Origin of the sequence: Polynucleobacter sp. MWH-Berg-3C6 (assembly GCF_018881855.1) — a bacterium.
Taxonomy (GTDB): Bacteria; Pseudomonadota; Gammaproteobacteria; order Burkholderiales; family Burkholderiaceae; genus Polynucleobacter.
In genome coordinates this window covers 565538-591087 of the sequence record NZ_JACVPN010000001.1, presented here as the reverse complement: position 1 = coordinate 591087, position 25550 = coordinate 565538, and the positions used below count along the sequence as shown (strand labels likewise).

General features: G+C 46.9%; 20 protein-coding genes and 1 tRNA gene. 4 read left to right on the top strand and 17 right to left on the bottom strand.

The annotated features are described in order from the left end of the window. Positions 1 to 56 precede the first annotated feature (56 nt). Positions 57 to 4055, bottom strand: coding sequence for an ATP-dependent RNA helicase HrpA (gene hrpA / locus ICN13_RS03060; RefSeq protein WP_216863985.1), 3999 nt, complete (start codon positions 4053 to 4055; stop codon positions 57 to 59). 53 nt (positions 4056 to 4108) lie between these two features. Between hrpA and argA the strand changes: the two genes are divergently transcribed. Together argA and ICN13_RS03050 are read left to right on the top strand one after the other, a co-directional pair. Continuing rightward, positions 4109 to 5473, top strand: coding sequence for an amino-acid N-acetyltransferase (gene argA / locus ICN13_RS03055; RefSeq protein ID WP_216138908.1), 1365 nt, complete (start codon positions 4109 to 4111; stop codon positions 5471 to 5473). Positions 5474 to 5487: 14 nt separating this feature from the next. Continuing rightward, positions 5488 to 5760 (top strand): oxidative damage protection protein, encoded by a 273-nt coding sequence (locus tag ICN13_RS03050; RefSeq protein ID WP_087909789.1) that lies wholly within the window; start codon positions 5488 to 5490, stop codon positions 5758 to 5760. A 270-nt stretch (positions 5761 to 6030) separates the two neighbouring features. On the opposite strand, the gene rpiA is transcribed toward ICN13_RS03050, so the two are convergent. Then, the gene (gene rpiA / locus ICN13_RS03045) at positions 6031 to 6741 is read right to left on the bottom strand and encodes a ribose-5-phosphate isomerase RpiA (RefSeq protein ID WP_216138907.1); all 711 of its coding nucleotides are present in this window, start codon (positions 6739 to 6741) and stop codon (positions 6031 to 6033) included. A gap of 105 nt (positions 6742 to 6846) precedes the next feature. Here rpiA and tal point away from each other — a divergent pair, with 105 nt between their 5' ends. Continuing rightward, on the top strand, positions 6847 to 7812 hold the full coding sequence (gene tal / locus ICN13_RS03040) for a transaldolase (protein WP_216138906.1): 966 nt from the start codon (positions 6847 to 6849) through the stop codon (positions 7810 to 7812). Here tal and rlmB read toward each other — a convergent pair. Next, a complete protein-coding gene (rlmB, locus tag ICN13_RS03035; protein ID WP_216138905.1) occupies positions 7805 to 8569 on the bottom strand; it encodes a 23S rRNA (guanosine(2251)-2'-O)-methyltransferase RlmB in 765 nt (254 codons plus the stop codon). The genes tal and rlmB overlap by 8 nt on opposite strands. A gap of 15 nt (positions 8570 to 8584) precedes the next feature. Beyond that, entirely contained in the window at positions 8585 to 10966 is a 2382-nt protein-coding gene (gene rnr / locus ICN13_RS03030; RefSeq protein ID WP_216138904.1) for a ribonuclease R, read from the bottom strand. A 157-nt stretch (positions 10967 to 11123) separates the two neighbouring features. On the opposite strand from rnr, the gene ICN13_RS03025 reads away from it, so the two are divergent. Further along, positions 11124 to 11210 (top strand) — tRNA-Leu (locus ICN13_RS03025). 81 nt (positions 11211 to 11291) lie between these two features. On the opposite strand, the gene ICN13_RS03020 is transcribed toward ICN13_RS03025, so the two are convergent. The 13 genes from ICN13_RS03020 to ICN13_RS02960 all read right to left on the bottom strand — a co-directional run bounded on the left by ICN13_RS03020 (position 11292) and on the right by ICN13_RS02960 (position 25540). Beyond that, entirely contained in the window at positions 11292 to 11789 is a 498-nt protein-coding gene (locus ICN13_RS03020) for a hypothetical protein (RefSeq protein ID WP_216138903.1), read from the bottom strand. A gap of 20 nt (positions 11790 to 11809) precedes the next feature. Beyond that, positions 11810 to 12493 (bottom strand): dienelactone hydrolase family protein, encoded by a 684-nt coding sequence (locus ICN13_RS03015; protein ID WP_216138902.1) that lies wholly within the window; start codon positions 12491 to 12493, stop codon positions 11810 to 11812. A gap of 558 nt (positions 12494 to 13051) precedes the next feature. Further along, a complete protein-coding gene (locus ICN13_RS03010) occupies positions 13052 to 13495 on the bottom strand; it encodes a hypothetical protein (protein ID WP_255534009.1) in 444 nt (147 codons plus the stop codon). Positions 13496 to 13612: 117 nt separating this feature from the next. Next, positions 13613 to 15829, bottom strand: a complete 2217-nt coding sequence (locus ICN13_RS03005) for a malate synthase G (protein WP_216138900.1) — start codon at positions 15827 to 15829, stop codon at positions 13613 to 13615. A 54-nt stretch (positions 15830 to 15883) separates the two neighbouring features. Beyond that, complete coding sequence (locus ICN13_RS03000; protein WP_216138899.1) at positions 15884 to 17224, bottom strand: adenylosuccinate synthase; 1341 nt, start codon at positions 17222 to 17224, stop codon at positions 15884 to 15886. Between the two features lie 40 nt (positions 17225 to 17264). Beyond that, on the bottom strand, positions 17265 to 18425 hold the full coding sequence (locus ICN13_RS02995; RefSeq protein WP_216138898.1) for an ATP phosphoribosyltransferase regulatory subunit: 1161 nt from the start codon (positions 18423 to 18425) through the stop codon (positions 17265 to 17267). Between the two features lie 20 nt (positions 18426 to 18445). Then, positions 18446 to 19315, bottom strand: coding sequence for a protease modulator HflC (gene hflC, locus ICN13_RS02990; RefSeq protein ID WP_216138897.1), 870 nt, complete (start codon positions 19313 to 19315; stop codon positions 18446 to 18448). Next, positions 19312 to 20766, bottom strand: coding sequence for an FtsH protease activity modulator HflK (gene hflK / locus ICN13_RS02985; protein WP_370622939.1), 1455 nt, complete (start codon positions 20764 to 20766; stop codon positions 19312 to 19314). The genes hflC and hflK overlap by 4 nt, the downstream gene beginning before the upstream one ends. Next, positions 20759 to 22000: a GTPase HflX gene (gene hflX / locus ICN13_RS02980; RefSeq protein ID WP_255534048.1), complete on the bottom strand. Its 1242-nt coding sequence runs from the start codon at positions 21998 to 22000 to the stop codon at positions 20759 to 20761. Before hflX ends, hflK begins: the two co-directional genes overlap by 8 nt. Beyond that, the gene (gene hfq, locus ICN13_RS02975) at positions 21993 to 22232 is read right to left on the bottom strand and encodes an RNA chaperone Hfq (protein ID WP_087909775.1); all 240 of its coding nucleotides are present in this window, start codon (positions 22230 to 22232) and stop codon (positions 21993 to 21995) included. The genes hflX and hfq overlap by 8 nt, the downstream gene beginning before the upstream one ends. A gap of 121 nt (positions 22233 to 22353) precedes the next feature. Further along, on the bottom strand, positions 22354 to 23718 hold the full coding sequence (der, locus tag ICN13_RS02970) for a ribosome biogenesis GTPase Der (RefSeq protein ID WP_216138894.1): 1365 nt from the start codon (positions 23716 to 23718) through the stop codon (positions 22354 to 22356). Further along, the gene (gene bamB, locus ICN13_RS02965; protein ID WP_216138893.1) at positions 23715 to 24881 is read right to left on the bottom strand and encodes an outer membrane protein assembly factor BamB; all 1167 of its coding nucleotides are present in this window, start codon (positions 24879 to 24881) and stop codon (positions 23715 to 23717) included. Before bamB ends, der begins: the two co-directional genes overlap by 4 nt. Next, entirely contained in the window at positions 24881 to 25540 is a 660-nt protein-coding gene (locus ICN13_RS02960) for a tetratricopeptide repeat protein (RefSeq protein ID WP_216138892.1), read from the bottom strand. The genes bamB and ICN13_RS02960 overlap by 1 nt, the downstream gene beginning before the upstream one ends. Between the last annotated feature and the right edge of the window lie 10 nt (positions 25541 to 25550).

The following is a 25550-nucleotide window of genomic DNA, read 5'->3' as shown; positions in this document are numbered from 1 at the left end:
CCTATTGTAAGCAATGAGAGTCTGGAGAAAGACCTCGAAAGCTTGGTGGATTTGACTTAGCGCAAGCTGGCTAAAACCTTTTCTAGTCGCTTTAAGGACATTGGGGTTGGGGTTTTGAGCTCTTGAGCATATAAAGCCACCCTCAGCTCCTCCAGCTGCCACCGGAAATCCTGCAAGGCCTGGTCCTCGATCATGGCATAAGAGGCCGAACCTTTACTTCCTTGTAACAATTTTTGCCAAGGTCTTGCGACTGATTCCCAGTCTTTTTGACATTGCGCATCACGACTTGGATTGGAGCGCAACTTATCAATCCTCATAGCAATCGCTTTTAAATAGCGCGGTAAGTGAACTAGCTGTGAATATGGAGTCTCAGCAACAAACTTGGAGAATATCAATCCCTGCATTTGCGCTTGCATATCTGCATAAGCAGTAGGTGATGCTGCTTTTGCGCTAGCCATCTTTTTCTGTAGATCTGCATAGGCTTGCAAGGCATTTAAGCTATGACGTGAAATCTCTTGAGCAATCAGTGCTAATCGCGGCTTACCGGCTTGTAATCGCTCAGAAAATTGCTCAGCATTCACTGGTAGCGATTCCGCCATAAATGCACGCTCAAGTGCAAGATTGAGAATCTGCTCAAGCAATCCCTCTACCGAGCCTACATTAATAAAAAGCAATCCCAACTCTCGAATGCCGGGCAATTGTTTTTGCAGGGCCTTGAGCGTGTCTTTATTACTCAGTGCAAAGAGGCGACGTAATCCTAAGTGATGCTGCTTTCTGGCTTCTAATAAATCATCGAATACTTCCAGATCACAGTAATCGCCACGATCTACCAACGCAGGATAGCCGAATAAGGTTTTATTCCCTTTCTGAATTTCCAGAGTTTCTGGCAGCTCTCCAAACTCCCAGGAGCGATAGCCGCCCTGCTCGACTGTGCGGGCCTTCTCATCAGGCTTAGCGCTAGCCGCCCTAGGTGGCTCAACCCCTAACTCAGCTTGGGCAGTCTCTTGGGCAATGGCCTGGAATGCGCTACGGGCAGTCTCTCCATATTCAGAACGCAAGCGAGCGAGATTTCTTTCGACTTCTAATTGACGACCATGCTCATCAATCAATCTAAAGTTCATTGATGAATGCAAAGGAAGTGACTCAGGCCTAAAGTCAGTCCGTTTGATTTCTAAACCACGCTCTTTTCGAATATCACTAATTAAGCTATCTAAAAAGTCTCCTGCTCCAAATTGTTTTTCTTCTAGCTTACGCTCCAGAAACGACTTTGCATAATCTGGCAGTGGCACACAATGACGGCGTAATTTTTGCGGCAGTGATTTCAGTAGTAGCAACACTTTCTCTTCGCACATACCCGGAACCAACCATTCACAACGGCGACCATCTACTTGATTGAGTTGCGTCAGCGGCACTACTAGAGTCACCCCATCTTTAGGGCTACCAGGTTCAAAGTGATAAGTCAGGTTAAGCTCGGCACCGCCCACCATCATCTTCTTGGGATAACGGTCAACCGTAATACCAGCGGCCTCATGGCGCATGAGGTCGGCTTTTTCTAGTCTTAACTGACTATCTAGGTCAGACTCTTTCTTTAGCCATGCCTTCAGACCTTCGCGATTACAAACTTCTTTTGGAATACGTGAGTCATAAAAAGCAAACAGCAAATCATCGTCGACCAGCACATCAGGACGACGTGAACGATGCTCCAACGCCTCGATTTCTTTAATCAGACGGCAGTTATGCCAGAAAAATCCAAATAGACCAGGATGCTTTCTCTTGGCATCCGCCTCAGTTTCGCGATAGAGGGCTGGTGTCTCCATGCGCCCGAACATTTCTTCCTGAACTAGAGCTTGGCTGATAAACAATTCTCTTGCTTCTTCTGGGTTATGAGGCTCGTAGCGTACTCGTCGACCGTGATAGATGGGCAACCCGTATAAGGTGCCACGCTCAAAAGCTAAGACCTCGCCCTGACGGTTATCCCAAAATGGATCGCTTAAGGATTTAATAAGGCGATGAGCCGCAACCTTCTCAACCCACTGCGGCTCAATCTTGGCAATCGTGCGTGCATACATACGATTGGTTTCTTGCAACTCCCCCGCTAGTATCCAGGCGCCAGCTTTTTTACCAATCGTTGAGCCTGGCCAGATAAATGGCCGAATCCCGCGGGCACCGACATAGCCGCCAGTCTTACTATTGCGATCTTGCGACTTTTCATCCTCTTCTTTTTTGGCGACATAACCCAGTAAGCCCGTTAAGAGTGACAAATGGACTTGTTCATAAGTGGCTGCAAGTCCATTTTCTTTCCAGCCCTTTTCAGCCAGCATGGTGTGCAGTTGGCCATGTACGTCACGCCACTCTCGCAAGCGTCGTGGTGATAAGAATTTACTTCTACATAAATTTTCTAATTGGCGATTGCTATGTTTGTGTTGCAGGGCATCTTGATACCAATTCCAAAGCTTTACAAAACTCAGAAACTCAGAACGCTCATCGGCAAACTGTAGATGGGCTTGGTCAGCTGCTGCGCCCTGATCCATGGGTCGCTCTCTTGGATCTTGGGTTGCCAAAGCCGAAGCAATAATCGTGACCTCTTTTAAGGCGTTCTGCTCTTTTGCTGCCAATAACATCCTGCCAATTCGGGGATCTAGTGGTAAGTCTGCCAGCTGTTTACCAATTGCTGTGAGCTTAAAGCTATTGTTTATGTCTTTGCCATCGGCAGCATCTGATTCATCAAACTCAATCGCGCCCAACTCATCAAGTAGTTGTACACCATCCGTAATTGCTCTACCTAAGGGCTTATCAATAAATGGGAAATGTTGAATCTTGGGCAAACGCAGTGAACTCATGCGTAATAGGACTGCTGCTAATGAGCTCCTAAGAATTTCTGGGTCGGTAAATTTAGGACGGCTTTGATAGTCAAGCTCGCTATATAGACGAATACAAATACCATCGGATACACGGCCGCAACGCCCCGCCCTTTGATTAGCAGCCGCCTGCGAGATCGGCTCAATCTGTAGTTGCTCCACCTTATTGCGATAGGAGTAGCGCTTGACTCTTGCTAAGCCACTATCAATCACGTACCGGATATTGGGAACGGTTAAAGAAGTCTCAGCAACGTTGGTTGTCAGAATGATGCGACGGCCATTGCCTGGACTAAAGACTCTTTCTTGCTCCGCTACCGATTGGCGCGCAAATAAACTGAGAATTTCTGGGTGAAAGCGTTGTTGTAATACATGATCTTTACGAAGTGCTTTTGCGCAGTCCCGAATTTCGCGCTCCCCTGGCAGAAATACCAATACGTCTCCGGCGCCTGATGCACCCTCGCGCCAAACATTGGCGATTTCTTCTGCAACTGCATCCGGAATTTCTTTTGCTGCTTTAGATTCCTTTTTCCCATCCGGCTTAGCGTCGGGTTCTAGTGGTGAATACCGCTGCTCTACTGGAAAGAGTCGGCCACTAACCTCAATTACTGGTGCTACCTTGCCATTGATTGCAAAGTGCTCCGCAAAACGTTGGGCATCAATCGTGGCTGAAGTAATGATCAGCTTGAGATCGGGCCTTTTTGGAAGCAGCTGCCTAAGATAACCGAGCAGAAAATCAATATTCAAGCTGCGCTCGTGGGCCTCGTCAATGATGAGCGTGTCATAGGCTTTGAGCTGAGGATCGCGCTGCGTCTCTACCAACAAGATGCCATCGGTCATGAGCTTGATCGAAGCGGTATTGCTTGTCTTATCTGCGAAACGTACTTGGTAGCCAACATCTTGGCCGATGGAGGAGCCTAGCTCTTGAGCAATTCTCTTGGCTGTGGCAGTAGCCGCTATTCGGCGAGGTTGGGTATGGCCAATCAACTTGCCGCCGTTGATGGTGCCTCTACCGAGGTCTAAACAGATCTTCGGCAGCTGAGTGGTCTTACCCGAACCCGTCTCTCCGCAAACAATCACCACCTGGTGGGCTTGCAAGGCATCCTTGATGATTTGCCTTTGGCCGGAAACTGGCAATTCTTCGGGAAAGCGGATCTCCAGCCTGCGGGAGGTGTTGGAAGCAGGCACAGGCTTTGGCATTGCTTTGGGTTTTTGTTGGTTTATGGGCTCTTGCACCCTATAATTTTCTCACTATGCCAACAAATGCACCGAATCAGGCCTCAAACGCCGAAGAATCCACCTCCAACTTCCCCTTTGTAGGGTGGTTGCGCGATGTTGCGCCCTACATTCATAGCTTCCGTGAAAAGACCTTTGTTATTGCTTTTGCTGGTGAGCTCGTCCAGGAAATTGGCCTTGAGAATCTGATTGAGGATATTGCGATGTTGCATGCCATGGGTATGCGCATTGTTTTGGTACATGGTATTCGCCCACAAATTGAAGAACAGCTCACCTTACGTAAGATCAAGAGTAAATTTGGTAAGAGTGCAATGCATAGCTATCGGATTACCGATGCTGCTGCTCTGGAGTGCGTCAAAGAAGCTGCGGGTGAATTGCGTCTTGATATCGAGGCTGCCTTTAGTCGTGGTTTACCAAACACGCCAATGGCAGGCTCACGTATTTCTGTGATCTCAGGTAATTTTATTACTGCGATGCCGGTAGGCGTTGTTGAAGGCATTGATTACATCCATACCGGTTTGGTGCGGAAAGTAGATTCGACTTCTATTAAGCTCTCTTTGGACAGCAATAAGATTGTCTTGCTCTCACCCTTAGGCTTCTCGCCTACTGGGCAAGCATTTAATCTCGCCTATGAAGATGTGGCTGCTTCTACTGCCGCCGCCCTGAAGGCTGATAAGTTGATCTTCTTAAGTCCTTATGCGGGATTGAAGGATGCTGAAGGTGATTTCATTACTGAACTCTCTTTGCCACAATTACAGGACTATATGGCAGGCAACAAAGAGTTAGATCTTGGCATGAAGAGTCTTCTCAATATCTCTGGTAGAGCTATCAGAGCAGGTGTGAGTCGTGTTCACTTCCTACCATGTAATCAAGATGGCGCTTTATTGGAAGAGCTATTTACCCATGACGGTATTGGCATGATGCTCGCCTCTTCCGATATTGAGAACTTGCGGGAAGCTAATCAGGATGATGTGGGCGGTATTTTGCAGTTGACGATGCCGCTTGAAGAAGAGGGTATCTTAGCTGCTCGCGGACAAGATGTCATTGAGCGCGATATTCAGCGCTTCTCCGTCATCGAGCATGACCGCGTTCTCTTCGGCTGTGCTGCCCTCTTCCCATTCCCCAATGGGGTTGGCGAGCTTGCATGCCTGGCGGTTGATCCAGACGTCCAAGGATCAGGCGACGGTGAGCGCCTTCTCAAGCGTGTTGAGATGCGCGCCAAGCAAGAAGGCATCAAAAAATTATTTGTTCTCACGACCAGAACAGAGCATTGGTTCTTAAAGCGTGGCTTTAAGCGGGCAACGGTTGATGACTTGCCTGAAGAAAGAAAACAAATTTATAACTGGGACCGCAAGTCCATGGTTTTAACTAAAGATTTATAAGAAAGGCATTACAGATGGCACGCATGGTTCAATGTATCAAGCTCAATAAAGAGTCTGAAGGAATGGATTTCGCCCCACTTCCTGGTGAGCTTGGAAAAAAGATTTGGAATCAAGTATCTAAAGAAGCCTGGGCTGCATGGTTAAAGCATCAAACTATGCTGATTAACGAAAACCGCCTCAATATGGCAGACCCCCGCGCTCGTCAGTACCTTCTCAAGCAAGTTGAAAAATACTTCTTTGAAGGTGGCGCAGATATGGCACAAGGCTACGTTCCACCGGCCGAATAAATAGCATTACCTGGCTTGCTGCGGGACAGCATAAATAAATTCATAAAAATTGTTTCCAGCTGTTGACACTCTAAATTTGCAGGCATAGGATGTAATCGTGGTGAGACAGATTTTGTGTCCCACTACATTGGCGAAAGCCACTCAGAAATGAGCATATCTATATGCTCATAGGCTAAGGAACCAAATCTCTTCCGAGCGCCTGCGCCATGCAATCCATGGCAATCAACCCGATGGGGAAGCCCCGTCGGGTTTTTTATTCCCTCTTTCTAACTAGAGTGGGATGCGGCTAACGCCAGAGGCGTTACTGACCAATAAAATATTGGCCTTCTCTTTTGCAAATAAGCCTACTGTGATCACGCCTGCGATTTGATTGATTTGCGCTTCCATCTTGATCGGGTCTGCAATCTTTAAGCCTGCGACATCCAGTATCCACCCGCCGTTATCAGTAACAAAGGGCTCGCTTGGGGTTTGATTTAAATCTGCGCGCGTGCTTTTAGCCAAGCGTAGCGTGACCTTGCCGCCAAATTTCTCCAACTCCCTACTGACAACACCTTTTGCTAAAGGAATGATTTCTACTGGAAGTGCAAAATTGCCCAGCACTGGCACTTGCTTAGAGGAATCACAAATGCAGATAAATTGCTTGGCCATAGAGGCGATAATTTTTTCTCGCGTAAGCGCCCCGCCGCCGCCTTTGATCATATGGCCTGCTGGATCAATTTCATCAGCGCCATCTACATAGGCAGGTAAGCCAGTTACGTCATTGGGATCTAAAACCTGAAAGCCGTGTTTAAGCAAACGCTCTGTCGTTGCGTTAGAACTCGATACTGTTCCTGCAAAATGAGCCTTATGCGGAGCCAAAGCATCAATAAAGCAGTTAGCAGTTGAGCCTGTACCAACACCTAAAATTTGTCCTGCTGGCAGCTTTAAGACTTCATCGCGCGCCGCCTCGCCTACCATTTGTTTAAGTTGATCTTGGTTCATAAGCCTGCCAAACACCTTTACTGGAACAGATTAGTCAATGCATCTATCATATGATAATCACAAGACACCCACTCAAGCAGACCTTTTATTGAGACCAATCTAGCCATGAATAGCACCTCTTCAGCCCCAAACCAACTTGAGCAACTCAAAAAGCTCACAACGGTCGTTGCCGATACGGGTGACTTTGAGCGCATGCAAGCATTTCAGCCGCAGGATGCAACAACCAATCCATCGCTCATTCTCAAGGCAGCTCAGCAGAGTAATTACCAAGCCCTGGTGCAATCAGTAAAAGATGCTCATCCTGGTATGAGCCCTACCGACTTGGTTGACTATATCTTGGTTGCATTTGGTTTGGAGATTCTGAAAATTGTTCCGGGACGTGTTTCTACTGAAGTTGATGCCCGACTCTCTTTTGATACCAAGGCAACGGTTGCTAAAGCTAAGCACATTATTTCCTTGTATGAATCACATGGTATTGATCGCAAGCGGATTTTAATTAAGCTTGCAGGCACGTGGGAAGGTATTGCCGCTGCAAAAGAATTAGAAGCGGCAGGAATTCATTGCAATATGACTCTGCTCTTCTCTTTAGTGCAGGCTGCAGCTTGTGGCGCAGCAAATGCAAAGTTGATCTCCCCGTTTGTGGGACGCATTACCGATTGGAACAAGACTAAGCTGGGAGCCAATTGGGACGATGCTAGCCATGGTGGTGCTAACGACCCTGGCGTGACTTCCGTGAAGAAAATATTTACTTATTACAAACACTTTGGTATCGCTACGGAGATTATGGGTGCGAGCTTTCGTAATACCAGTCAAATCCTAGAGCTTGCAGGCTGCGACTTACTCACAATCAGCCCCGAACTATTAGCAGAGCTACAAAATAGCAACGCGCCTGTGAGTAAAAAGTTAGATGCAGCTAGTGCTCATGCAGAAAAACTATCGCCACTCAAGCTAGATGAGTCTAGTTTCCGACTACAACTCAATAATGATGCAATGGCGACTGAGAAATTGGCTGAGGGTATTCGTAATTTCTGTATTGATACAGAAAAACTAGAAGTCTTACTCGCTAAGTAAGACTTTTGCTTGCCTTTACTAGGCGCTGTCTTAATACCTCATACAAGCAAACGCCACTTGCTACAGAAACATTCAAACTAGACACTACGCCTTGCATTGGGATGCGCACAAGCTCATCACAGGTTTCACGAGTAAGGCGACGCATGCCCTCACCCTCAGCGCCCATCACTATTGCGATCGGACTAGTGAGGTCGAGGTCATAGATTGATTTCTCAGCTTCATCATCAGTACCCACTAGCCAGACGCCAGCTTCTTGCATCTCTTTCATGCTGCGCACAAGGTTAGTCACTGTAATGACGGGCATCACTTCAGATGCGCCACTCGATACTTTACTGACGGTTGCATTAATAGATGCCGAACGATCTTTTGGAATCACTACTGCATCCACTCCTGCACCATCTGCAACCCGGAGGCAAGCGCCAAAGTTGTGGGGATCAGTCACGCCATCTAACACTAGAAATAATGGTTTCTTCTGAGCACTCTCAGCATCTTCAACCACCTCAGTAATAGTGCGCGCTACAGTCATTTTTTCAGCCAAGGCAACAACGCCCTGGTGACGATCATGGCCAGTAAGCTTATGTAAACGCTCAGCATCAGCAGCATGCAAGCGTTCACCCAACATCTCTTCGGCCTGCTTTAAAAAATCACCCATTCGTCTATCGCGACGACTAGGATCAAAGTAAACCGCTTTCAAACTATCAGGGTCAACGCGTAAACGCGCTTGAACCGCATGAAAGCCAACTAATATTTGTTTCATTGTTTTATTTACTCTTTATTTGCGGCGCGCATTGGTGCTTCGCACCGGCGGCTTACTGCCGGCTGGTTTACCAACAGATCGTCCAGGCTTCGATTTACCATTCTTACGACCCGCCTTGCTCTTGGATTGGTTGGCGCTCAAATTACCTGCGGACTTAGCGGCATTCACATTAATGCCGCTAGGCTTTTGAGGAACCTTGCTTGCGGGCCGGCTCTTCTTAGAAGCCGCCTTCTTATTAGGCCTGCCAGTATCGGTAGCCAAGAGTAGTTGACGCCGACTAGATGCACCGCCTACTTCTGCGCCCATCGACTTCACGAGACTAAATTCAATCTTGCGAGCATCTAGATCAACACGGCTTACTAGAACATGCAAACGATCGCCTAAGCGATAACGAATCCCAGTTCTTTCCCCACGCAATTCTTGACGAGCCTCGTCATATTGGAAGTAATCACCACCCAACTCAGTCACGTGAACCATGCCTTCAACAAAAAGATTCTCGAGTTGAATAAATAATCCAAAGTTAGCAACGCTCGTTACGGTGCCAGCATATTCTTGGCCCAAATGGTCACGCATGTAATAGCACTTGAGCCATGCCTCAACATCACGCGATGCCTCATCTGCACGGCGCTCATTGGAAGAGCAGTGAACACCCAATTGACCCCAGATTGGCAAAGCAGCATTAGCGCCTTTTGGTATTTTGGTTCCTTTGGCAGCGCCAGCTTTGGCATCACTATGGGATTTTTTGGCGTTGACTGCGTTCTCACGTCCTTTGCCCTTGCGAGGCAGTGTGAGATTGAGTGGAACGGTTGCAGGTAATACAGGAACATATGGCTTTTTCTGCAGAATCGACTTAATTACGCGATGCGTCAGCAAGTCTGGATATCTGCGAATCGGGCTTGTGAAATGCGAGTACGCTGGATAAGCTAAACCAAAGTGACCTTCGTTATCTGGCTGGTACATCGCCTGCTGCATAGAGCGCAATACTACGGACTGCAACATATTGGCATCAGGGCGATCTTTAATCTCGCGCATCAATTTTGCAAAATCACGTGGCTTTGGTTTTTCACCACCGTCCAGCGAAAGACCTGAAGTTCTGAGCACTTGACGCAAGGTAACCAACTTCTCTTCAGAGGGCTCTCCATGTACTCGGTACAGACTTAAGTGTTTATTTTTATCAATGAAGTCAGCAGCACACACGTTTGCTGTCAACATGCACTCCTCAATTAAGCGGTGTGCATCATTGCGCAAGCGCGGCTCAATGCGCAAGATCTTGCCAAGCTCATTACTGATAATCTGAGTCTCAGTCGTTTCGAACTCAATGGCGCCCCGCTTCTCACGTGCTGCCAAGAGAATCTTGTAGAGAGAGTAGAGATTGCCTAGTAATGGGCGGAACTGAGCAAAACGCGCAGCTTCAGGTCCCTTGCTGTTCGACAAAATCTCCCAAACCGTGTCATAAGTGAAACGCTGAGCAGAATGCATGACCGCTGGGTAGAACTGATAGGCCAACACGATGCCATTGTTATCCACTACAGAGTCACAGACCATACAGAGACGATCTACTCCAGGATTAAGGGAGCAAAGGCCATTCGAGATCTTCTCTGGGAGCATTGGAATGACACGTCTTGGAAAATAGACTGAAGTAGCACGAAGCAAACCCTCATCATCCAATGGATGACCTGGTTTAACGTAATGCGAAACATCAGCAATACCCACAATCAAACGCCAAGCCTTGGTCTTGCCGTACATGATGGGCTCGCAATACACCGCATCATCAAAGTCTCTGGCATCAGCACCATCAATGGTGACCAAAGGGATATCGCGTAAATCAACGCGACCCTCTAAATCTTCCTGTTGCACAGAATCTGGCAGTGCTGCAGCTTCTTTCATGGCGGCAGCTGAGAACTCATGAGGCACACCGTACTTGCGTACAGCGATTTCAATCTCCATACCGGGATCGTCAATCTCACCTAAGACCTCTACAACACGGCCTACGGCTTGGCGATAGCTATCAGGGTAGTCAATGATCTCCACGCTCACTACTTGACCTAATTTTGCTTGGCCTTGTCCCTTAGGGGGAATCAAGATGTCATGGCCAATACGATTATCTTCAGGCGCAACAATCAATACGCCATTCTCATTGAGTAATCTGCCAATGACCACTTTATTTGCATGTAGAACAACTTCAACAATCTGTCCTTCGGGGCGACCACGGCGATCGGTTCCTAGTACTCTGACATTAACTCTATCGCCGTGCATGACACGAGACATCTCTCGCTCAGAGAGAAAAATATCTTCACCACCATCATCGGGGATTACAAATCCAAATCCATCTCGGTGGCCTTGGACTGTTCCTAAACGGTCAGCCTCACGTGGCACCAAGTCTTTTGCTTTACGCATTTAATTCCTTCGGCAATACATGCCCTTGCTATATATCTATTGATATCTATTTTTGTTATGAATAAGCCTACTGTATCAAACCATCGAGTCTGTAGGGAAAAAGCCAAATTGGCTCAGAAAAGTCCCTGGAGAAGCCATCCCCCTATAATAGAGGCATGCCCAGGTGGCGAAATTGGTAGACGCACCAGCTTCAGGTGCTGGCGATCGTAAGGTTGTGGGGGTTCGAGTCCCTTCCTGGGCACCAAAAACTTCTACTTGACCTTATATGGGGTTAAATCAATCGATTGCAAGATCCCCAATCAACCCAATGGTGTCATTTACTGCGTTAGATTCCCATAGAACGATGCAGAATTTTGGGCTTCATCTCATCCCAAAGACTTTCAAAATCCTCTAGCTTTGCTTCTGAAAGCTTGACTGACTCAAAAAGCTTTCCAAAAACAATCGAGCTCTTTTTTACTAAAGTTTTTTCAAACTCCGTAAGAGCAATTGGCTTGTCATCCATATCTCGAGTTAACTCTGCGGAGCAAACTATTGCTTCCTCATCATCACGATCTACCACTGCAAACTCGATGTATTGCTGATTCTTTTCAACAATGACTAATGTGCCACGCGCATAGGAAACAGCATCATGTTCTTTAACGATGTATGCCAAGAACTGATCCTCTTCCTCCTTCTCCATTCCCAGATCATCAATAAAAAATAGAAATTGATCCCCTTCCCCATTTACCAGGGTGAATACCTTCGGTACTACCCCATGCCCTAAGGCGAGATTACGATAGTAAGAGGCGATTTCTACAGCGAGATTTTCGGAGAACAAATGCATAGTGAAGTCTAATGAGATAGTTAAGCTAGGCTCTTTTGAAAGAACTCCATAGTCCGCTCCCAGGCTAGCTTAGCAGCCTCGGCGTTGTACTCCAGAGGAGGTAAGCCGCGCACGGCCGACTTCGGATTAGCAAAGGCGTGCTTAGTATCGTAGCGATAAAAGTCATAGCTAGCACCAGCCTGTTTCAATTCCTCTTCTAACTGGTCTACGCCTGCAATCGAAAAGAACTCGTCATGCATTGCCCAATGCGCCATCATCGGTTTCTGAATGGCTGCGGCATCAACATACTCCAATGGAGGATACCCATACCAAACAACTGTGCCATCAAGCTCGGGAACATTGCATGCTGAGAGAATGGTTAAGGCTCCGCCCATACAAAATCCAGTAACAGCAACCTTCTTGCTACCGGTTGCTTTCAAAAATTGAACTGCGCCACGTATGTCTTGGGTAGCGGCATCACCAAAATTCAACCCATTCATTAAGTGCTCAGCCTCATTTGCCTCGAGCGCTAGCTTGCCGCGATAGAGATCGGGAACTAAGGCGCGGTAACCTGATTTAGCCAGACGATCTGCCACTGACTTGACCTCATCATCGAGCCCCCACCATTCCTGAATAACCACCACACCCGGAGCATTAGCTTTATCAGCCGGTTCTGCCAAATAGCCCTCTACAGAAGAACCATCAGGTCTTTTAAATTGAATCATGAGATCTCCTTGTGTTTTCTGAATACTCTATTTAAGTGGTGCCGCATGCCATTATCAATCTTACGATGCCAACAAAGACCTACCAATTTACCAACTCAGCACTCTTTAAGAGGGTCCTTATTACAGAAGTGCCAATTTGGGCAGCCTTCATCATGATTGACACAACTCATACCCACTTGCAGACATAGAGTTAAAAACCACTCAAAGAAGCTTTAAAGAGGTTTTTTGCTGCCTCGCAACATTTTTGTGGGATTAGGTGTATCATCAGGGTATACCCTTAAGGAGACCTAAAATGGCACATTCAAACTCAGTTAGTTTTTCACAAAGCTCCAGCTTTGGTTCTAAGCCCTTCTTTGCAATCAGAGACTTTTTTGCCCTGATTTCAGCTGCATGGGCTGAAGCCAAGCTAATGGAACAGAAAAGTCACAAAATGAGCGGAAATTGGTAATTTATTACTGATTTATCGTTAAATTTGACTGTTTTATGCCAATTATTGGCAAAAAGCCCTGAGCACTGCTTCGGGGCTTTTTTATTTGTATTTTTTGGGTCTTTGTGGGCTTATTTCTTAATGTAATAGCCATAAACGCAACGACTTCCACCCCTTGATGGATTGTGCGTATCTTGAATAACTCCATCAACTATTGCAGTTAAGTGCTTGGAAACCTTCACAATTAATGTCCCGTCTGGAAGCTCATTAGGCCTCAGGTGGACTTGACAGCCTGCCCCCACCTTCATGGTTGGAACCCATTCAAATCCAAGGCCCAGGATGTAATCGTGAAAGACATTACGATAGTTGCCATTACGGGGTGAAGAACCCTTGTTATTGAGGCGCTTAGCCAAGCGATCATTCTTGAGATCAGCATAGTTTTGATTGGCAGCTCTGAGGTCCTCATAGACCTGCATATAGGGCAGCTTGGCAGCAATCGCAATCGATCTAACCACACAGTCACCCGCCCCACCCTTAAAACCAGCCCGCTCCCTACCGCCATCGTTTAATTGCAACGGGAAAGTCTTTCGAGGTCTGGAGAATGGATTTAGAAAGCTAAACATGTAGATGCATTAAATAAAAAATGGATTTGCCTCTCGACAAATCCATTCTAGCGCGAGGCTCACGTCAGATTACTTGGCTTGCGCCTGCTTAACCTTCAAGCGCCAAGCATGCAGCAATGGTTCGGTATAACCGTTTGGCTGCTCAAGGCCCTTAAAGATTAGATCGCTTGCAGCTTGGAAGGCATACGAATCTTTGTAGTTCGGCATCATTGGCTTGTAGAGTGGATCGCCGGCATTTTGCGTGTCAACAATAGTAGCCATCCGCTGCAAAGCTTCTTCAACTTCCGCTTTGGTGACATATTTATGCAGCAACCAATTGGCAATATGCTGACTAGAAATGCGCAATGTTGCACGGTCTTCCATTAAACCAACGTTATAAATATCAGGCACCTTAGAGCAACCAACGCCTTGATCAATCCAGCGAACTACATAACCCAAAATACCTTGGCAATTGTTATTGAGGGATTCACGGATCTCCTCTTTGGTCCAATCAGGATACAGCGCAATTGGTACAGTCAAGAGGTCATCAGTTAAGGCCTCATACTCAGCTGCAGTATCTAGCTTCTCCATATCCTCTTGGATCTTTGCAACATCAGCCTGGTGATAGTGCATTGCGTGCAACGTAGCTGCAGTAGGCGATGGCACCCAAGCGGTATTTGCTCCTGCTAGAGGATGTGCGCCTTTTTGCTCAACCATTTCCTTCATGAGATCTGGTGCAGGCCACATACCCTTACCAATCTGTGCGCGACCACGTAGACCACAATCTAAGCCTGCCAATACGTTACGACGCTCATAAGCTCCGAACCATTTAGCAATCTTCATCCGACCTTTACGAACCATGGCACCGCCATACATTCCGGTATGCATTTCATCGCCAGTACGATCTAAGAACCCAGTATTAATAAAGGCAACACGAGCTCCAGCTGCAGCAATCGCAGCTTTAATATTGACGCTCATACGGCGCTCTTCATCCATGATGCCCAATTTGACCGTGTTCTCGGGCAAACCAAGTAATTTCTCAACGCGTCCAAAGAGCTCGCTAGCAAATGCCACTTCTTCTGCACTATGCATTTTTGGCTTAACAATATAGACAGAGCCTTTACGGGTATTGCCAATAGCCTGAGTTGCCGGACGATTGATGTCATACAAAGCAATCAACACGGTCACTACTGCATCTAAGATGCCTTCGTAGATTTCCTTACCTTCGCCAGTAATAATGGCTGGGTTAGTCATCAGGTGACCAACGTTACGCAGAAACAGGAGTGATCGGCCATGCAATGTAACGACGCCATCTTTGGCATTAACTGCGCCAATACCTGCGGTGTATTTGCGGTCTGCATTAAGTGTGCGAGTAAAAGTCTTGCCGCCCTTACTCACTTCTTCAACCAAAGTACCCTTCAGAATGCCCAACCAGTTCTCATAGGCAAGTACTTTGTCGTCGCCGTCAACGACCGCTACTGAATCCTCTAAATCCAGAATGGTTGAGAGTGCAGCTTCAAGCACAACATCATTTACTCCCGCTGGATCAGCAGCGCCAATCGTTTTAGTCTTATCAATTTGAATATCAATATGAATGCCGTGATTGCGCAATAAAACAGATGATGGTGCAGAGGCATCGCCTTGGTAACCAACAAACTGTTTTTCATCAACTAAGCCAGTAGTGCTGCCGTCTTTTAATTTCACAGACAGTTTTTTATCTACAACGCTATATGCCACTACATCACTGTAGGAGGCTTTAGCCAAAGGGGCTGACTGGTCCAAAAACTGACGTGCATAAACAACTACCTTGGCACCACGAATAGGGTTGTAAACACCGTCTTTAGTAGCGCCGCCTTCTTCGGAAATAACATCCGTACCATATAAAGCATCATACAAAGAGCCCCAACGAGCGTTAGCAGCATTTAAGGCATAGCGCGCATTTAATACGGGAACAACAAGCTGAGGGCCAGCTTGGAGGGCTAACTCATCATCCACATTTTGAGTCGTAGCCTTAATCTTAGTGGGAACATCCTCGATATAACTAATTTCTTTCAAGAATTTGCGGTAAGCAGGCATATCTTTGATTGGGCCTGGATTCGCCTGATGCCATTTATCTAAATCCAGCTGCAGGCGATCACGTTTTGCCAGTAGAGCTTCGTTTTTTGGTGTTAAGTCCTTAACAATCTCATCAAAACCTTTCCAAAAATCAGCGCTCTTAATGCCAGCTCCTGGAAGAACCTTGTCTTCAATAAAACGATAAAGGGGTGTTGCTACTTGAAGGCTATTACAGGTAGTACGTGCAGTCATGTTATTTATTTCTTATACAAAAGTTAAAAATTAGATTAAGTAGTTATTTTTCCATTAACCCTGGAATGGGTGCTGTAACAAGATAGTTTCATCGCGTTCTGGGCCTGTAGAAACCATCGCTATGGGTTTGCCAGCTACTTCCTCAATACGGCGTAAAAAGTGCTGAGCTTCGATTGGAAGCTTGTCCCACTCCCGAATGCCAAAGGTGGTGCCCTTCCATCCTGGGAAATCTTCATAAATTGGTTCGCAACGAGCAACTGACTCAGCGCCACGTGGCAATACATCAAGCTTCTTACCATCCAAGTGGTAACCAACGCACAAGCGAATCGTTTCAAAGCCGTCGAGTACATCTAACTTAGTGATGCACAAACCAGACAGTCCATTAATCTGAATCGAACGCTTCAATGCGGCAGCATCTAGCCAACCAGTGCGGCGTGGACGGCCCGTTACAGAACCAAACTCTTTACCAACTTCAGCCAAACGTATGCCAGCGGGATCTTGCTTTACTGGATTGTCATGATCGTAGAGCTCGCTTGGGAATGGCCCAGCACCAACACGGGTGCAATAAGCCTTAGTAATACCCAAGATGTACTGCAAAGAATCTGGTCCAACACCTGATCCAGCAGCAGCATTACCTGCTACGCAGTTACTGGAGGTGACATAGGGATAGGTACCGTGATCGATGTCAAGCAATGTTCCCTGCGCACCTTCAAACAAGAGATTTTGACCGGCTTGCTCAGCAGCGTAGAGCGCACTAGAGACATCTACCACCATAGGCTTGATGCGCTCAGCGTAAGACATCGCTTCTGCCAATGTCTTTTCGTAATTTACAGGCTCAGCACCGTAATAATTTGTAAGCATGAAATTGTGATATTCCAAGTTCTCACGCAACTGCTCAGCAAACTTCTCCGGATAGAACAAATCTTGTACGCGCAGTGCACGACGCGCTACCTTGTCTTCATATGCTGGCCCAATGCCGCGACCAGTTGTACCGATCTTAGCTTCACCACGTTTTTTCTCACGCGCATGATCAATTGCAACGTGATACGGCAGAATCAAAGTAGTCGCCTCAGAAATTTTCAGGCGAGATTGAACATTCAAGCCAGCGGCTTCGAGCTCGCTAATTTCTTTAAAAAGCGCCTCAGGTGATAACACCACGCCGTTACCGATGTAGCAAATCACTTCCTTATGCATGATTCCAGACGGGATCAAGCGAAGAATCGTTTTCTTGTCACCAATAATGAGGGTATGCCCCGCATTGTGTCCGCCCTGAAAGCGAACCACTGCTTTTGCATGGTCAGTTAACCAATCGACTACTTTACCTTTGCCTTCATCACCCCACTGGGTGCCAATGACAACTACGTTACGACCTTTAGTTTGCTGCTTTGAAGACATATTGAAATCCAAAAAGATAATTACAAAATAGGTTAACTGCTTACTTTTTCTTTACTTCCCAAGAACTACCCTGCTTCACCAGCTCTCGGTCACATTCATATTCGGCGGCATCTACTTTTTCCCCCGCCATCACCTGAATGACTACTTCGCCAGAATCACGTAAGGCCAAGATAGCTTTACTCAAAGCAGCGTCTTCTAGCCAAGGTGCAACGATCGCTAACTTACGCACCTTTAGCGGCGAAAGATTCGCCAAAGTCAAAAGATCTAATGAGAATCCTGTAGCGGGACGTGAGCGACCAAAAGCCTGGCCTACATGGTCGTAGCGCCCGCCCCTAGCAATCGGTTGTGGCAATTTGTCTACATAAGCAGCAAACATCACACCACTGTGATATTGATAACCACGAAGATCTGCCAAATCAATACTGAGCTCTAATCCACTAGATGAGCTCACTGCAGCAACTAAACGCTCGAGATCTGCCAGTGCGTGATCGATAGCAGCATGTTTGGGCAATACTTTTTTTGCATTTGCTAATACTTCGGCGCAAGGACCATTGAGCTCAGTCAAAGCCATCAGCGCTTCGGTTGTTTTTGCCGGTAAGCAGGCAGCCCACTTACTCAGACGTGGGCGATCCTTGCTTTGCAATAAACCATACAAAGCCTCAATTACTTCTTTATCTAAGCTCTGGTCAGCCAAGATTCCGGTCAAGATGCCAGCGTGTGATAAATCGAGATATACCTTATCTAAGCCTGCAATAGAAAGGGTTTTAAGGAGCAAAGTGATTGCCTCAAAATCAGCCTCCCAAGTGGCGCAACCATAAATTTCTGCGCCCAACTGTAGATCTTCGCGAGCAGAGCTACCTACTGGTGTGCGAGCATGTGCAACAGATCCGGCATAACAAAGACGGGTAACACCAGCGCGATTTAATAAGTGTGCATCAATGCGGGCCACTTGCGGAGTAATGTCGGCGCGCAAACCTAAAGTGCGGCCCGACATTTGATCTACTAACTTAAAGGTTTGGAGATTGAGGTCTGAACCAGTGCCAGTCAATAAGGAGTCTAAGAACTCCAAAATAGGAGGGGCAACTAACTCATACCCATAAGACTCATAAAGATCTAAAATCCCACGGCGCAAAGTCTCCACCTTGCGAGCTTGTGCTGGCAAAACGTCTGCAATATCTTCAGGAAGTAACCAACGATTCATGATCTGGAGAATTCACTTTCTTATTTTTTGTGCAGGAACTTAAAGAACTCGCCATTAGGCTCAACCACCATAATGTCTTTCTTATCTTTGAAAGAGCTGCGGTAAGCCTCTAAGCTCTGATAGAACTGAGCAAATTGGGCGTCACGACCAAATGCTTCCGCATACAAGGCGGTTGCCTTGGCATCCCCTGCCCCTTTAATCTTTTGAGCATCACGATAAGCTTCAGCCAAAATCGTATCGCGTTGACGTTCTGCGTTTGCACGAATCTTGTCCGACTCAGCAGCGCCGGTTGAGCGCAATTCATTTGCCACACGCTTACGCTCAGCTTCCATACGACGGTAAACAGAATCACTAATTTCAGCCAAGAGATCAACACGCTTTAGGCGCACATCCACGATCTCAACACCAATATCAGATGCATCATCAGCCACTTTTTTACGAATACCTTGCATCACCTCTTCACGCTGATCTGAAATCAACTCACGCACAGTTCGCTTAGTGAACTCTTCGTTCAAAGCGGAGCGAACTAATTGTGTCAGACGATCTTGCGCCAAGCGCTCATCACCCTTAAAGCTGATAAAGAACTTACGAGGATCAATAATGCGCCATTTCACATAAGAATCTACTAAAAGATTCTTTTTCTCAGCAGTAATGAAACGTTCTGCCTCTGGATTATCGATTGTCAAAATACGGCGATCAAAGAAGCGCACGCTCTCAAATGGCGCTGGCAGCTTCACGCGTAAGCCTGGCTCTTCAATCACGCGCACGATCTGACCAAATGAAAACACTACTGCAAATTTACGTTGATCGACAATAAAGATGCTGGATGACAGCACATAGATCAAGGCAATAAAAGCAATGCCTGCAGCAATTAAGCGATTTGCGTTCATTGTCTAGACTCCCGATCGCGACTGCGAAGTCCATCACGTTTGTCAGCGGAGCTTCCTGTTGATTGCGCTGGATTATTGATGCCGGTTGCGCCCCCAACAGTCACACTTCCAGTTGGAGTGGGTACACCAGATTGACTTACTTGAGTACTTGCAGCCTGAGCACTTTCAGCACTGACTTGAGCAACGATCTTATCGAGCGGTAAATAGAGGAGACTATTACTCTTGGTGGTATCCACCAATATTTTGGTCACGTTGTTATACATTTCGCGCATGCTATCGATATACATGCGATCGCGGGTGACTTGCGGCGCCTTTGAATACTCAACCAAAATTTGCTTAAAGCGAGTGGCATCACCTTCTGCAGTAGCCACTACCCTAGCCTTATAGCCTTCAGCCTCTTGAATCAGGCGAGCAGCAGTTCCTTTGGCACGAGGAATGATGTCATTGGCATAGGCCTGACCTTCACTCTTGAGACGCTCTTGGTCTTGACCGGCTTTCACAGCATCATCAAACGCAGCTTGTACTTGCTCAGGTGGTTGAACATTTTGTACTGTCACACTCGTGACGTAAATACCGCTCTTATAGCTATCCAGAATTTTTTGGATTGAGTTCGCCAAATCAATACCAATCTTTTCACGACCTTCGTAAAGCACGGTATCCATCTTGCTACGTGCCACGATTTCACGAACAGCAGTTTCAGCAGCTTGAACTACTGTGGCATCTGGATCACGATTATTAAATAAGTAATCAGTTGGATCTTTCAATCGATATTGCACGGCGAAGCGCACGTCGATGATATTTTCATCTTCCGTGAGCATGGAAGAATCTTTTTGATTGGTGGCCTTAATTAATACTGGGCGGCCAACCTCAACCGAACGAACACCGGAGAGATTGACTGTTTCTTCTGCCTGAATGGGCCATGGCATACGCCAGTTAATGCCTGGCTTAGCGGTGTAATCATATTTACCAAATGTCAGGATGACGCCAGCTTGACCTTCTTGAATAATAAAAAAGCCACTGCAAACCCAAATGAAGAATACGGCTGCAGCACTAATGAGGACGCTAGCTTTGGAACCAAAAGGATTGGTGAACTTAAAGTTTGGCGCACTCATGCCACCATTTCCACCTCCACCACGCTGTGATGGCGGAGGAATATCCGTGTTGCTTGGTTTGTTACTTGGCTTACCTGCTCCCGCGCCCGGCTTTTTCTGTCCACCGAAGATGCCAGCAATTCTGTCATTGAAATCACGCCAGAGTTCATCCAAATCTGGAGGACCAGATGGCTTATTAGGTGAATTCGTTGTTGGAGTATCAGATGGCTTATTGGTATCTGGCTCTACTTTTGGAGCTTGATCGCTGCCCTGCCCATCTTTGGCATCCTTAGATCCGCTGTTGTGACTGTTGCCCCAACCTGGATCATTGACCGAAAAGAGGCCTAGAAATTTACGCATCATTAGAAAAATAGCCTCGGTTTGGAATCGAATTAAATTCAGAAGTTTCTGGTCGTTCGGGTAATGGTTCTAAAAACTCATCCGGGGCCAATTGCTTCTTGGCACGGTTGTGCTCGACCCTTATTCTATCAGTCATTTGAGAGCATTCAGCCAGGGCCGAACGGAGCAAATCAAGGCCCACGCCCGTCCTGGCGGATAGGAAAATCTGGCTCGGAAAGCCTAAGCCATCCCGCTCCAAAACCGCTCCACGGGTGAAGGTTTGGGGCATCTGGTCAATCTTGTTCATTACCTCAATCCTGGGAATCTCATCTGCCCCAATTTCCTCCAAAACCGCCTCAACTTCGGCCTTTTGCTCCCTGGCAACCGGGCTACAGGCATCAATTACATGCAAAATCAGGTCGGCATGGATAGTTTCATCCAAAGTAGCTCTAAAGGCCTCCACCAGCTGGTGAGGCAAATCTCGAATAAATCCCACAGTATCCGAAACCACAATCGAGCCCACTCCCTCCAAATGTACTTTTCTGGAGGTTGTGTCTAAGGTAGCAAAAAGTTGGTCGGCTGCATAAGTCCCTGCTTTTGTAAGGGCATTAAATAAAGTCGACTTGCCAGCATTGGTATACCCGACCAACGAAACCGAAAAGACATCCCTACGATTGCGCGCCCTTCTCTGGGTTCTTTGTTGACGCTGCAGCTTCTCGAGTTCATTTTCTAAACGCTTGGCTTTTGTTGCGAGCATCCGGCGATCCAACTCCATCTGAGTTTCACCTGGACCGCCACGCACACCAATACCGCCTCGTTGACGCTCCAAGTGACTCCAGGCGCGCACCAAGCGAGACATGCGATAACGCACTTGCGCTAACTCAACTTGAGTCTTACCAATATGACTTTGCGCTCTTTGGCTAAAGATATCCAAAATCAAACCTGTGCGATCCATCACATGACGATCAAGATGACGCTCTAGGTTGCGCTGCTGGGTTGGAGATAGTGGGTGATTAAAGATTGCCAGTTCTGCGTTCTGCTCTTCCATAACGCGCTTAAGCTCATTGGCTTTGCCAGATCCGATAAATAAAGCAGGATCTGTTCTACCTTTGCGGGCAATCACACTAGCTGTGGGTATGGAGCCAGCACTATCAGCCAAAAGACTGAGTTCGGCCATGCTATCTGCAAAATCTTCGCGTCCTGTATCAACACCAACAAGAACAGCGCGTGCCGCATCTACTCCAGTTTTATACAGGGCTAGCTTCTTCTATGCGAAAGTCAATCGCACGAGCAGGAACGATCGTCGAGATTGCATGTTTGTAAACCATCTGCGTCACAGTGTTCCGAAGCAGCACAACATATTGATCAAAAGATTCAATATTGCCTTGCAACTTAATGCCATTGACGAGATAAATGGATACAGGAATATGCTCTTTGCGCAGGGCATTGAGAAATGGATCCTGAAGTAATTGAATTTTGTTGTTCATACTGCTCCTTATTGGTTTTGTAATTAGGGAGTCTTGCTTTTTTACTTAAACACTACATTCACAAATTGCTGTCACCGAACCTTCTATATTGATCTTAATTATAAAAAAATCAAGGGCAAAATCAGCGCTTTTTACCTTTTTTACCCTTATCCGCATCCACATAGGGGTTTTTGGCCGTATTCATCTGAATCCTTAAAGGAGTGCCCCTTAGCTTGAAGACATCCCTAAAGCGCCCTTCCAGATAACGCTTATAGCTATCCGTTACGCCGCTTAATGAGGTTCCATGAATCACTACGATTGGAGGGTTCATACCCCCTTGGTGCGCATAACGTAATTTTGGACGACCCATACCAACACGTTTGGGTTGTTGATGCTCAATGGCTTCTTGCAAGATGCGAGTCAAACGTGGGGTTGGTAACTTCGCCATTGCAGCTGCATAGGCGGCATCCACATCCTTAAACAACTCCTTGAGACCGGTACCTTTTTTCGCAGAGATCGGGTGTACGTTTGCAAAATCCAAGAAACGTAGTTTTTGCGCAATCTCTAAACGTGCACGTTCTTTGACATAGGAATCAATGCCATCCCATTTATTGACAGCAACCACTAATGCACGACCTGCTTCAACAATAAAGCCTGCGATGTGCGCATCTTGTTCTGAAATATCTTGCTGTGCATCGAGCATCAAGATCACTACATTACAGTCTGCAATCGCTTGCAATGTTTTAACAACTGAAAACTTTTCAATTGCCTCAAATACTTTTCCACGACGGCGCAAGCCAGCCGTATCAACTAATACATAAGGTTTGCCATTACGCTCAAAAGGCACTTCAATCGCATCACGGGTTGTGCCGGGCATATCAAATGCAATCACCCGCTCTTCACCGATCAACTTATTAATCAAAGTCGATTTACCAACGTTTGGACGACCCACTACCGCAATCTTCATCGGGCGATTTGGATCGTTTGCTAATTCCTCTTCATCTGGTTCAGCAATACCCAAAGAATCTAGGGCGTCATCGATTAAGCCGCGAACGCCATCACCATGGGCGGAAGAGATCGGAAATGGCTCACCTAAACCTAACTCATGAAAGTCTGCAGTCACAACACCAGCTTGCATACCTTCTGTTTTATTTACTGCCAAAATGATTGGACGACCGGTCTTGCGCAAGAAGTCTGCAATAACGCGGTCTTGTGGCGCCATACCTAGGCGACCATCTACCAAGAAGATCACAATGTCAGATTCAGCTACTGCTTGCTTAGTCTGCTTTGCCATCTCAGCAACGATGCCAGTCTTGGCAACAGGCTCAAAGCCACCCGTGTCGACGCAAATAAATGCGCGTTCGCCGATGCGACCTTTGCCGTAATGTCGATCTCTCGTTAAACCAGAAAAATCTGCCACTAAGGCATCGCGTGAACGTGTTAAACGATTAAAAAGTGTCGACTTCCCAACGTTGGGGCGGCCGACGATAGTAATGACTGGATTCATTTAGGACTGTACGCCGCGATTTTTCCACCTTGAGATTGAATCAAGATGAGCCCGCCAACTGCAATTGGAGCGGCGGAGATTGGACTGCTGTCGTGACGAATACGCGCGATCATCTCGCCATTCGCCTGCGCAAGTGCATGCACATAACCTTGTGCATCACCCATGAGTAAAACTTTACCAACCGCTAAGGATTCGCCAACATCACGGAATGTGAGCTGAGTATTCTCCCAAACTTGTGTACCGTCTTTGGTAGCAAATGCTGTGACATACGATTTTTCGTTGGCCGAGAAAACCATTTCAGTACTTTGAGAGGTGCCGGTATAGCTCGAGTAATCTTTAAACCATAAGAGATTACCAGTGCGCGCTTGCCCACACCCAATACGACCCTGATATGACACAGCACAAATGATCTCGCCCTCCATGCTAGGCTTTGCAGTCACATCATTCAAACGCTCAATTTCTGAGAAGCCTTTTGGAAATGACACGGGGGTTTCCCAAACTAAACCACCATTCGCGATTGCAATCATGCCAAAGCGTCCGCCAGCAAAGCCGGTCACGATCACCTCATTACCAATCGCCAGCATGCCATAACCAACGCGAAGCGATAAAGCGGATTGTTGGCGCTGATAAACCCACTTACGGACACCTGTCTGCGCATCGAGGCCAATGAAACGATTATCGAGTGCTCGCACAATCACCACTCCACCAGCCACAATAGGTTCACTCAAGACTTCACTGCTGACGCTAACTTTCCAAATTTGCTTGCCAGTATCGTCATAGGCGTAGACAGTGCCTCGGGTACTTACAGCAACCGTAGTACGGCCATCAGATCCTGGGCCAATAGACAAGCGCTCAGGAACAGAAGCTTCCCAAACTTTATTGCCAGTAGCTAAGTCAATCTTAGCCAAGTTACCGCGATGTGAGGCTGCATACACTGCATCCCCCGCTACTACTGGATGAAAGTTAAAACCTTCAGATGAGCCAACACTGGTTGACCATACCGATTGCATATCAAACTGATTGGTTACTGCCGCCAATTCAGAGGGTTTACGAACACGGGAACTACCAGAGCACGCAATCAGCGCTGTCACCACTACCCCCAAAAGAATAGTAGTGCTAGCAAGTCTTGCCAGACGTTTCATAGCGCCGATCTCTAGAGTCATCACTTAGCTACCCCTCCAACCGCATCGAGCTTCACCTTCAAGAGGCGACGCGCCTCTTCTGGGAATTCTTTAGCTTGATCTAACTTCTTCCATGCATCTTCGTAGCTTTTTCTAGCTTCAGTATTTTTCTTCTGCGCCAAATACCAGTCGCCGCGACGCTCTAGCCACAACGCTTCAAAGCCAGCAATCGGACTTTCCTTGAGCACTTGATCAGCTTCAGCGAAATCTTTTTCACTACCCTGCTCAATGAGCTGAGCCACTAGTCGTAATTTTGCTAAAGCCAAGTAACCATCATTAGATGCATTTTTAGCCGTCCAACGTAAGTAATCAAGAGCTTTAGCGGTATCACCAGCATCAGACACAATACGCGCAGCAATCAAACTCGACATTGCTGCATAAGGCGTGCGAGCAAAATTCTTTTGCAAATCATCCGCGGCACGTAAGGTCTGGTCCTTATCGCCCTTCGCAATGGCAGTCACCATCGTTTCGTAAAGCTTGGAAGCCTCCAAAGCTTGGTTATTGCGCCACCACCCATAACCGCTATATGCAGCATATGCAAACAAGACGGCCGTCAGCACACCAGTAATCAGATTGCGGTACTTTTGCCAAAATGCTTTAAGTTGGTCTAACTGTTCTTGTTCTTCTAGATCTAAAGGCATGTGAATCCAA

Excerpts from the sequence above, each read along its gene's own strand:
- rnr (WP_216138904.1), bottom strand. The coding sequence starts at position 10,966 with ATGCGTAAAGCAAAAGACTTGGTGCCACGTGAGGCTGACCGTTTAGGA.
- ICN13_RS02995 (WP_216138898.1), bottom strand. The coding sequence starts at position 18,425 with ATGAATCGTTGGTTACTTCCTGAAGATATTGCAGACGTTTTGCCAGCA.
- tal (WP_216138906.1), top strand. The coding sequence starts at position 6,847 with ATGAATAGCACCTCTTCAGCCCCAAACCAACTTGAGCAACTCAAAAAG.
- argA (WP_216138908.1), top strand. The coding sequence starts at position 4,109 with ATGCCAACAAATGCACCGAATCAGGCCTCAAACGCCGAAGAATCCACC.
- der (WP_216138894.1), bottom strand. The coding sequence starts at position 23,718 with ATGAATCCAGTCATTACTATCGTCGGCCGCCCCAACGTTGGGAAGTCG.
- rpiA (WP_216138907.1), bottom strand. The coding sequence starts at position 6,741 with ATGAACCAAGATCAACTTAAACAAATGGTAGGCGAGGCGGCGCGCGAT.
- ICN13_RS03020 (WP_216138903.1), bottom strand. The coding sequence starts at position 11,789 with ATGCATTTGTTCTCCGAAAATCTCGCTGTAGAAATCGCCTCTTACTAT.
- ICN13_RS03050 (WP_087909789.1), top strand. The coding sequence starts at position 5,488 with ATGGCACGCATGGTTCAATGTATCAAGCTCAATAAAGAGTCTGAAGGA.
- hflC (WP_216138897.1), bottom strand. The coding sequence starts at position 19,315 with ATGAACGCAAATCGCTTAATTGCTGCAGGCATTGCTTTTATTGCCTTG.
- bamB (WP_216138893.1), bottom strand. The coding sequence starts at position 24,881 with ATGACTCTAGAGATCGGCGCTATGAAACGTCTGGCAAGACTTGCTAGC.
- hflK (WP_370622939.1), bottom strand. The coding sequence starts at position 20,766 with ATGCGTAAATTTCTAGGCCTCTTTTCGGTCAATGATCCAGGTTGGGGC.
- ICN13_RS03015 (WP_216138902.1), bottom strand. The coding sequence starts at position 12,493 with ATGATTCAATTTAAAAGACCTGATGGTTCTTCTGTAGAGGGCTATTTG.
- rlmB (WP_216138905.1), bottom strand. The coding sequence starts at position 8,569 with ATGAAACAAATATTAGTTGGCTTTCATGCGGTTCAAGCGCGTTTACGC.
- ICN13_RS03000 (WP_216138899.1), bottom strand. The coding sequence starts at position 17,224 with ATGTCTTCAAAGCAGCAAACTAAAGGTCGTAACGTAGTTGTCATTGGC.
- hfq (WP_087909775.1), bottom strand. The coding sequence starts at position 22,232 with ATGAACAACAAAATTCAATTACTTCAGGATCCATTTCTCAATGCCCTG.
- ICN13_RS02960 (WP_216138892.1), bottom strand. The coding sequence starts at position 25,540 with ATGCCTTTAGATCTAGAAGAACAAGAACAGTTAGACCAACTTAAAGCA.
- hrpA (WP_216863985.1), bottom strand. The coding sequence starts at position 4,055 with ATGCCAAAGCCTGTGCCTGCTTCCAACACCTCCCGCAGGCTGGAGATC.
- ICN13_RS03005 (WP_216138900.1), bottom strand. The coding sequence starts at position 15,829 with ATGACTGCACGTACTACCTGTAATAGCCTTCAAGTAGCAACACCCCTT.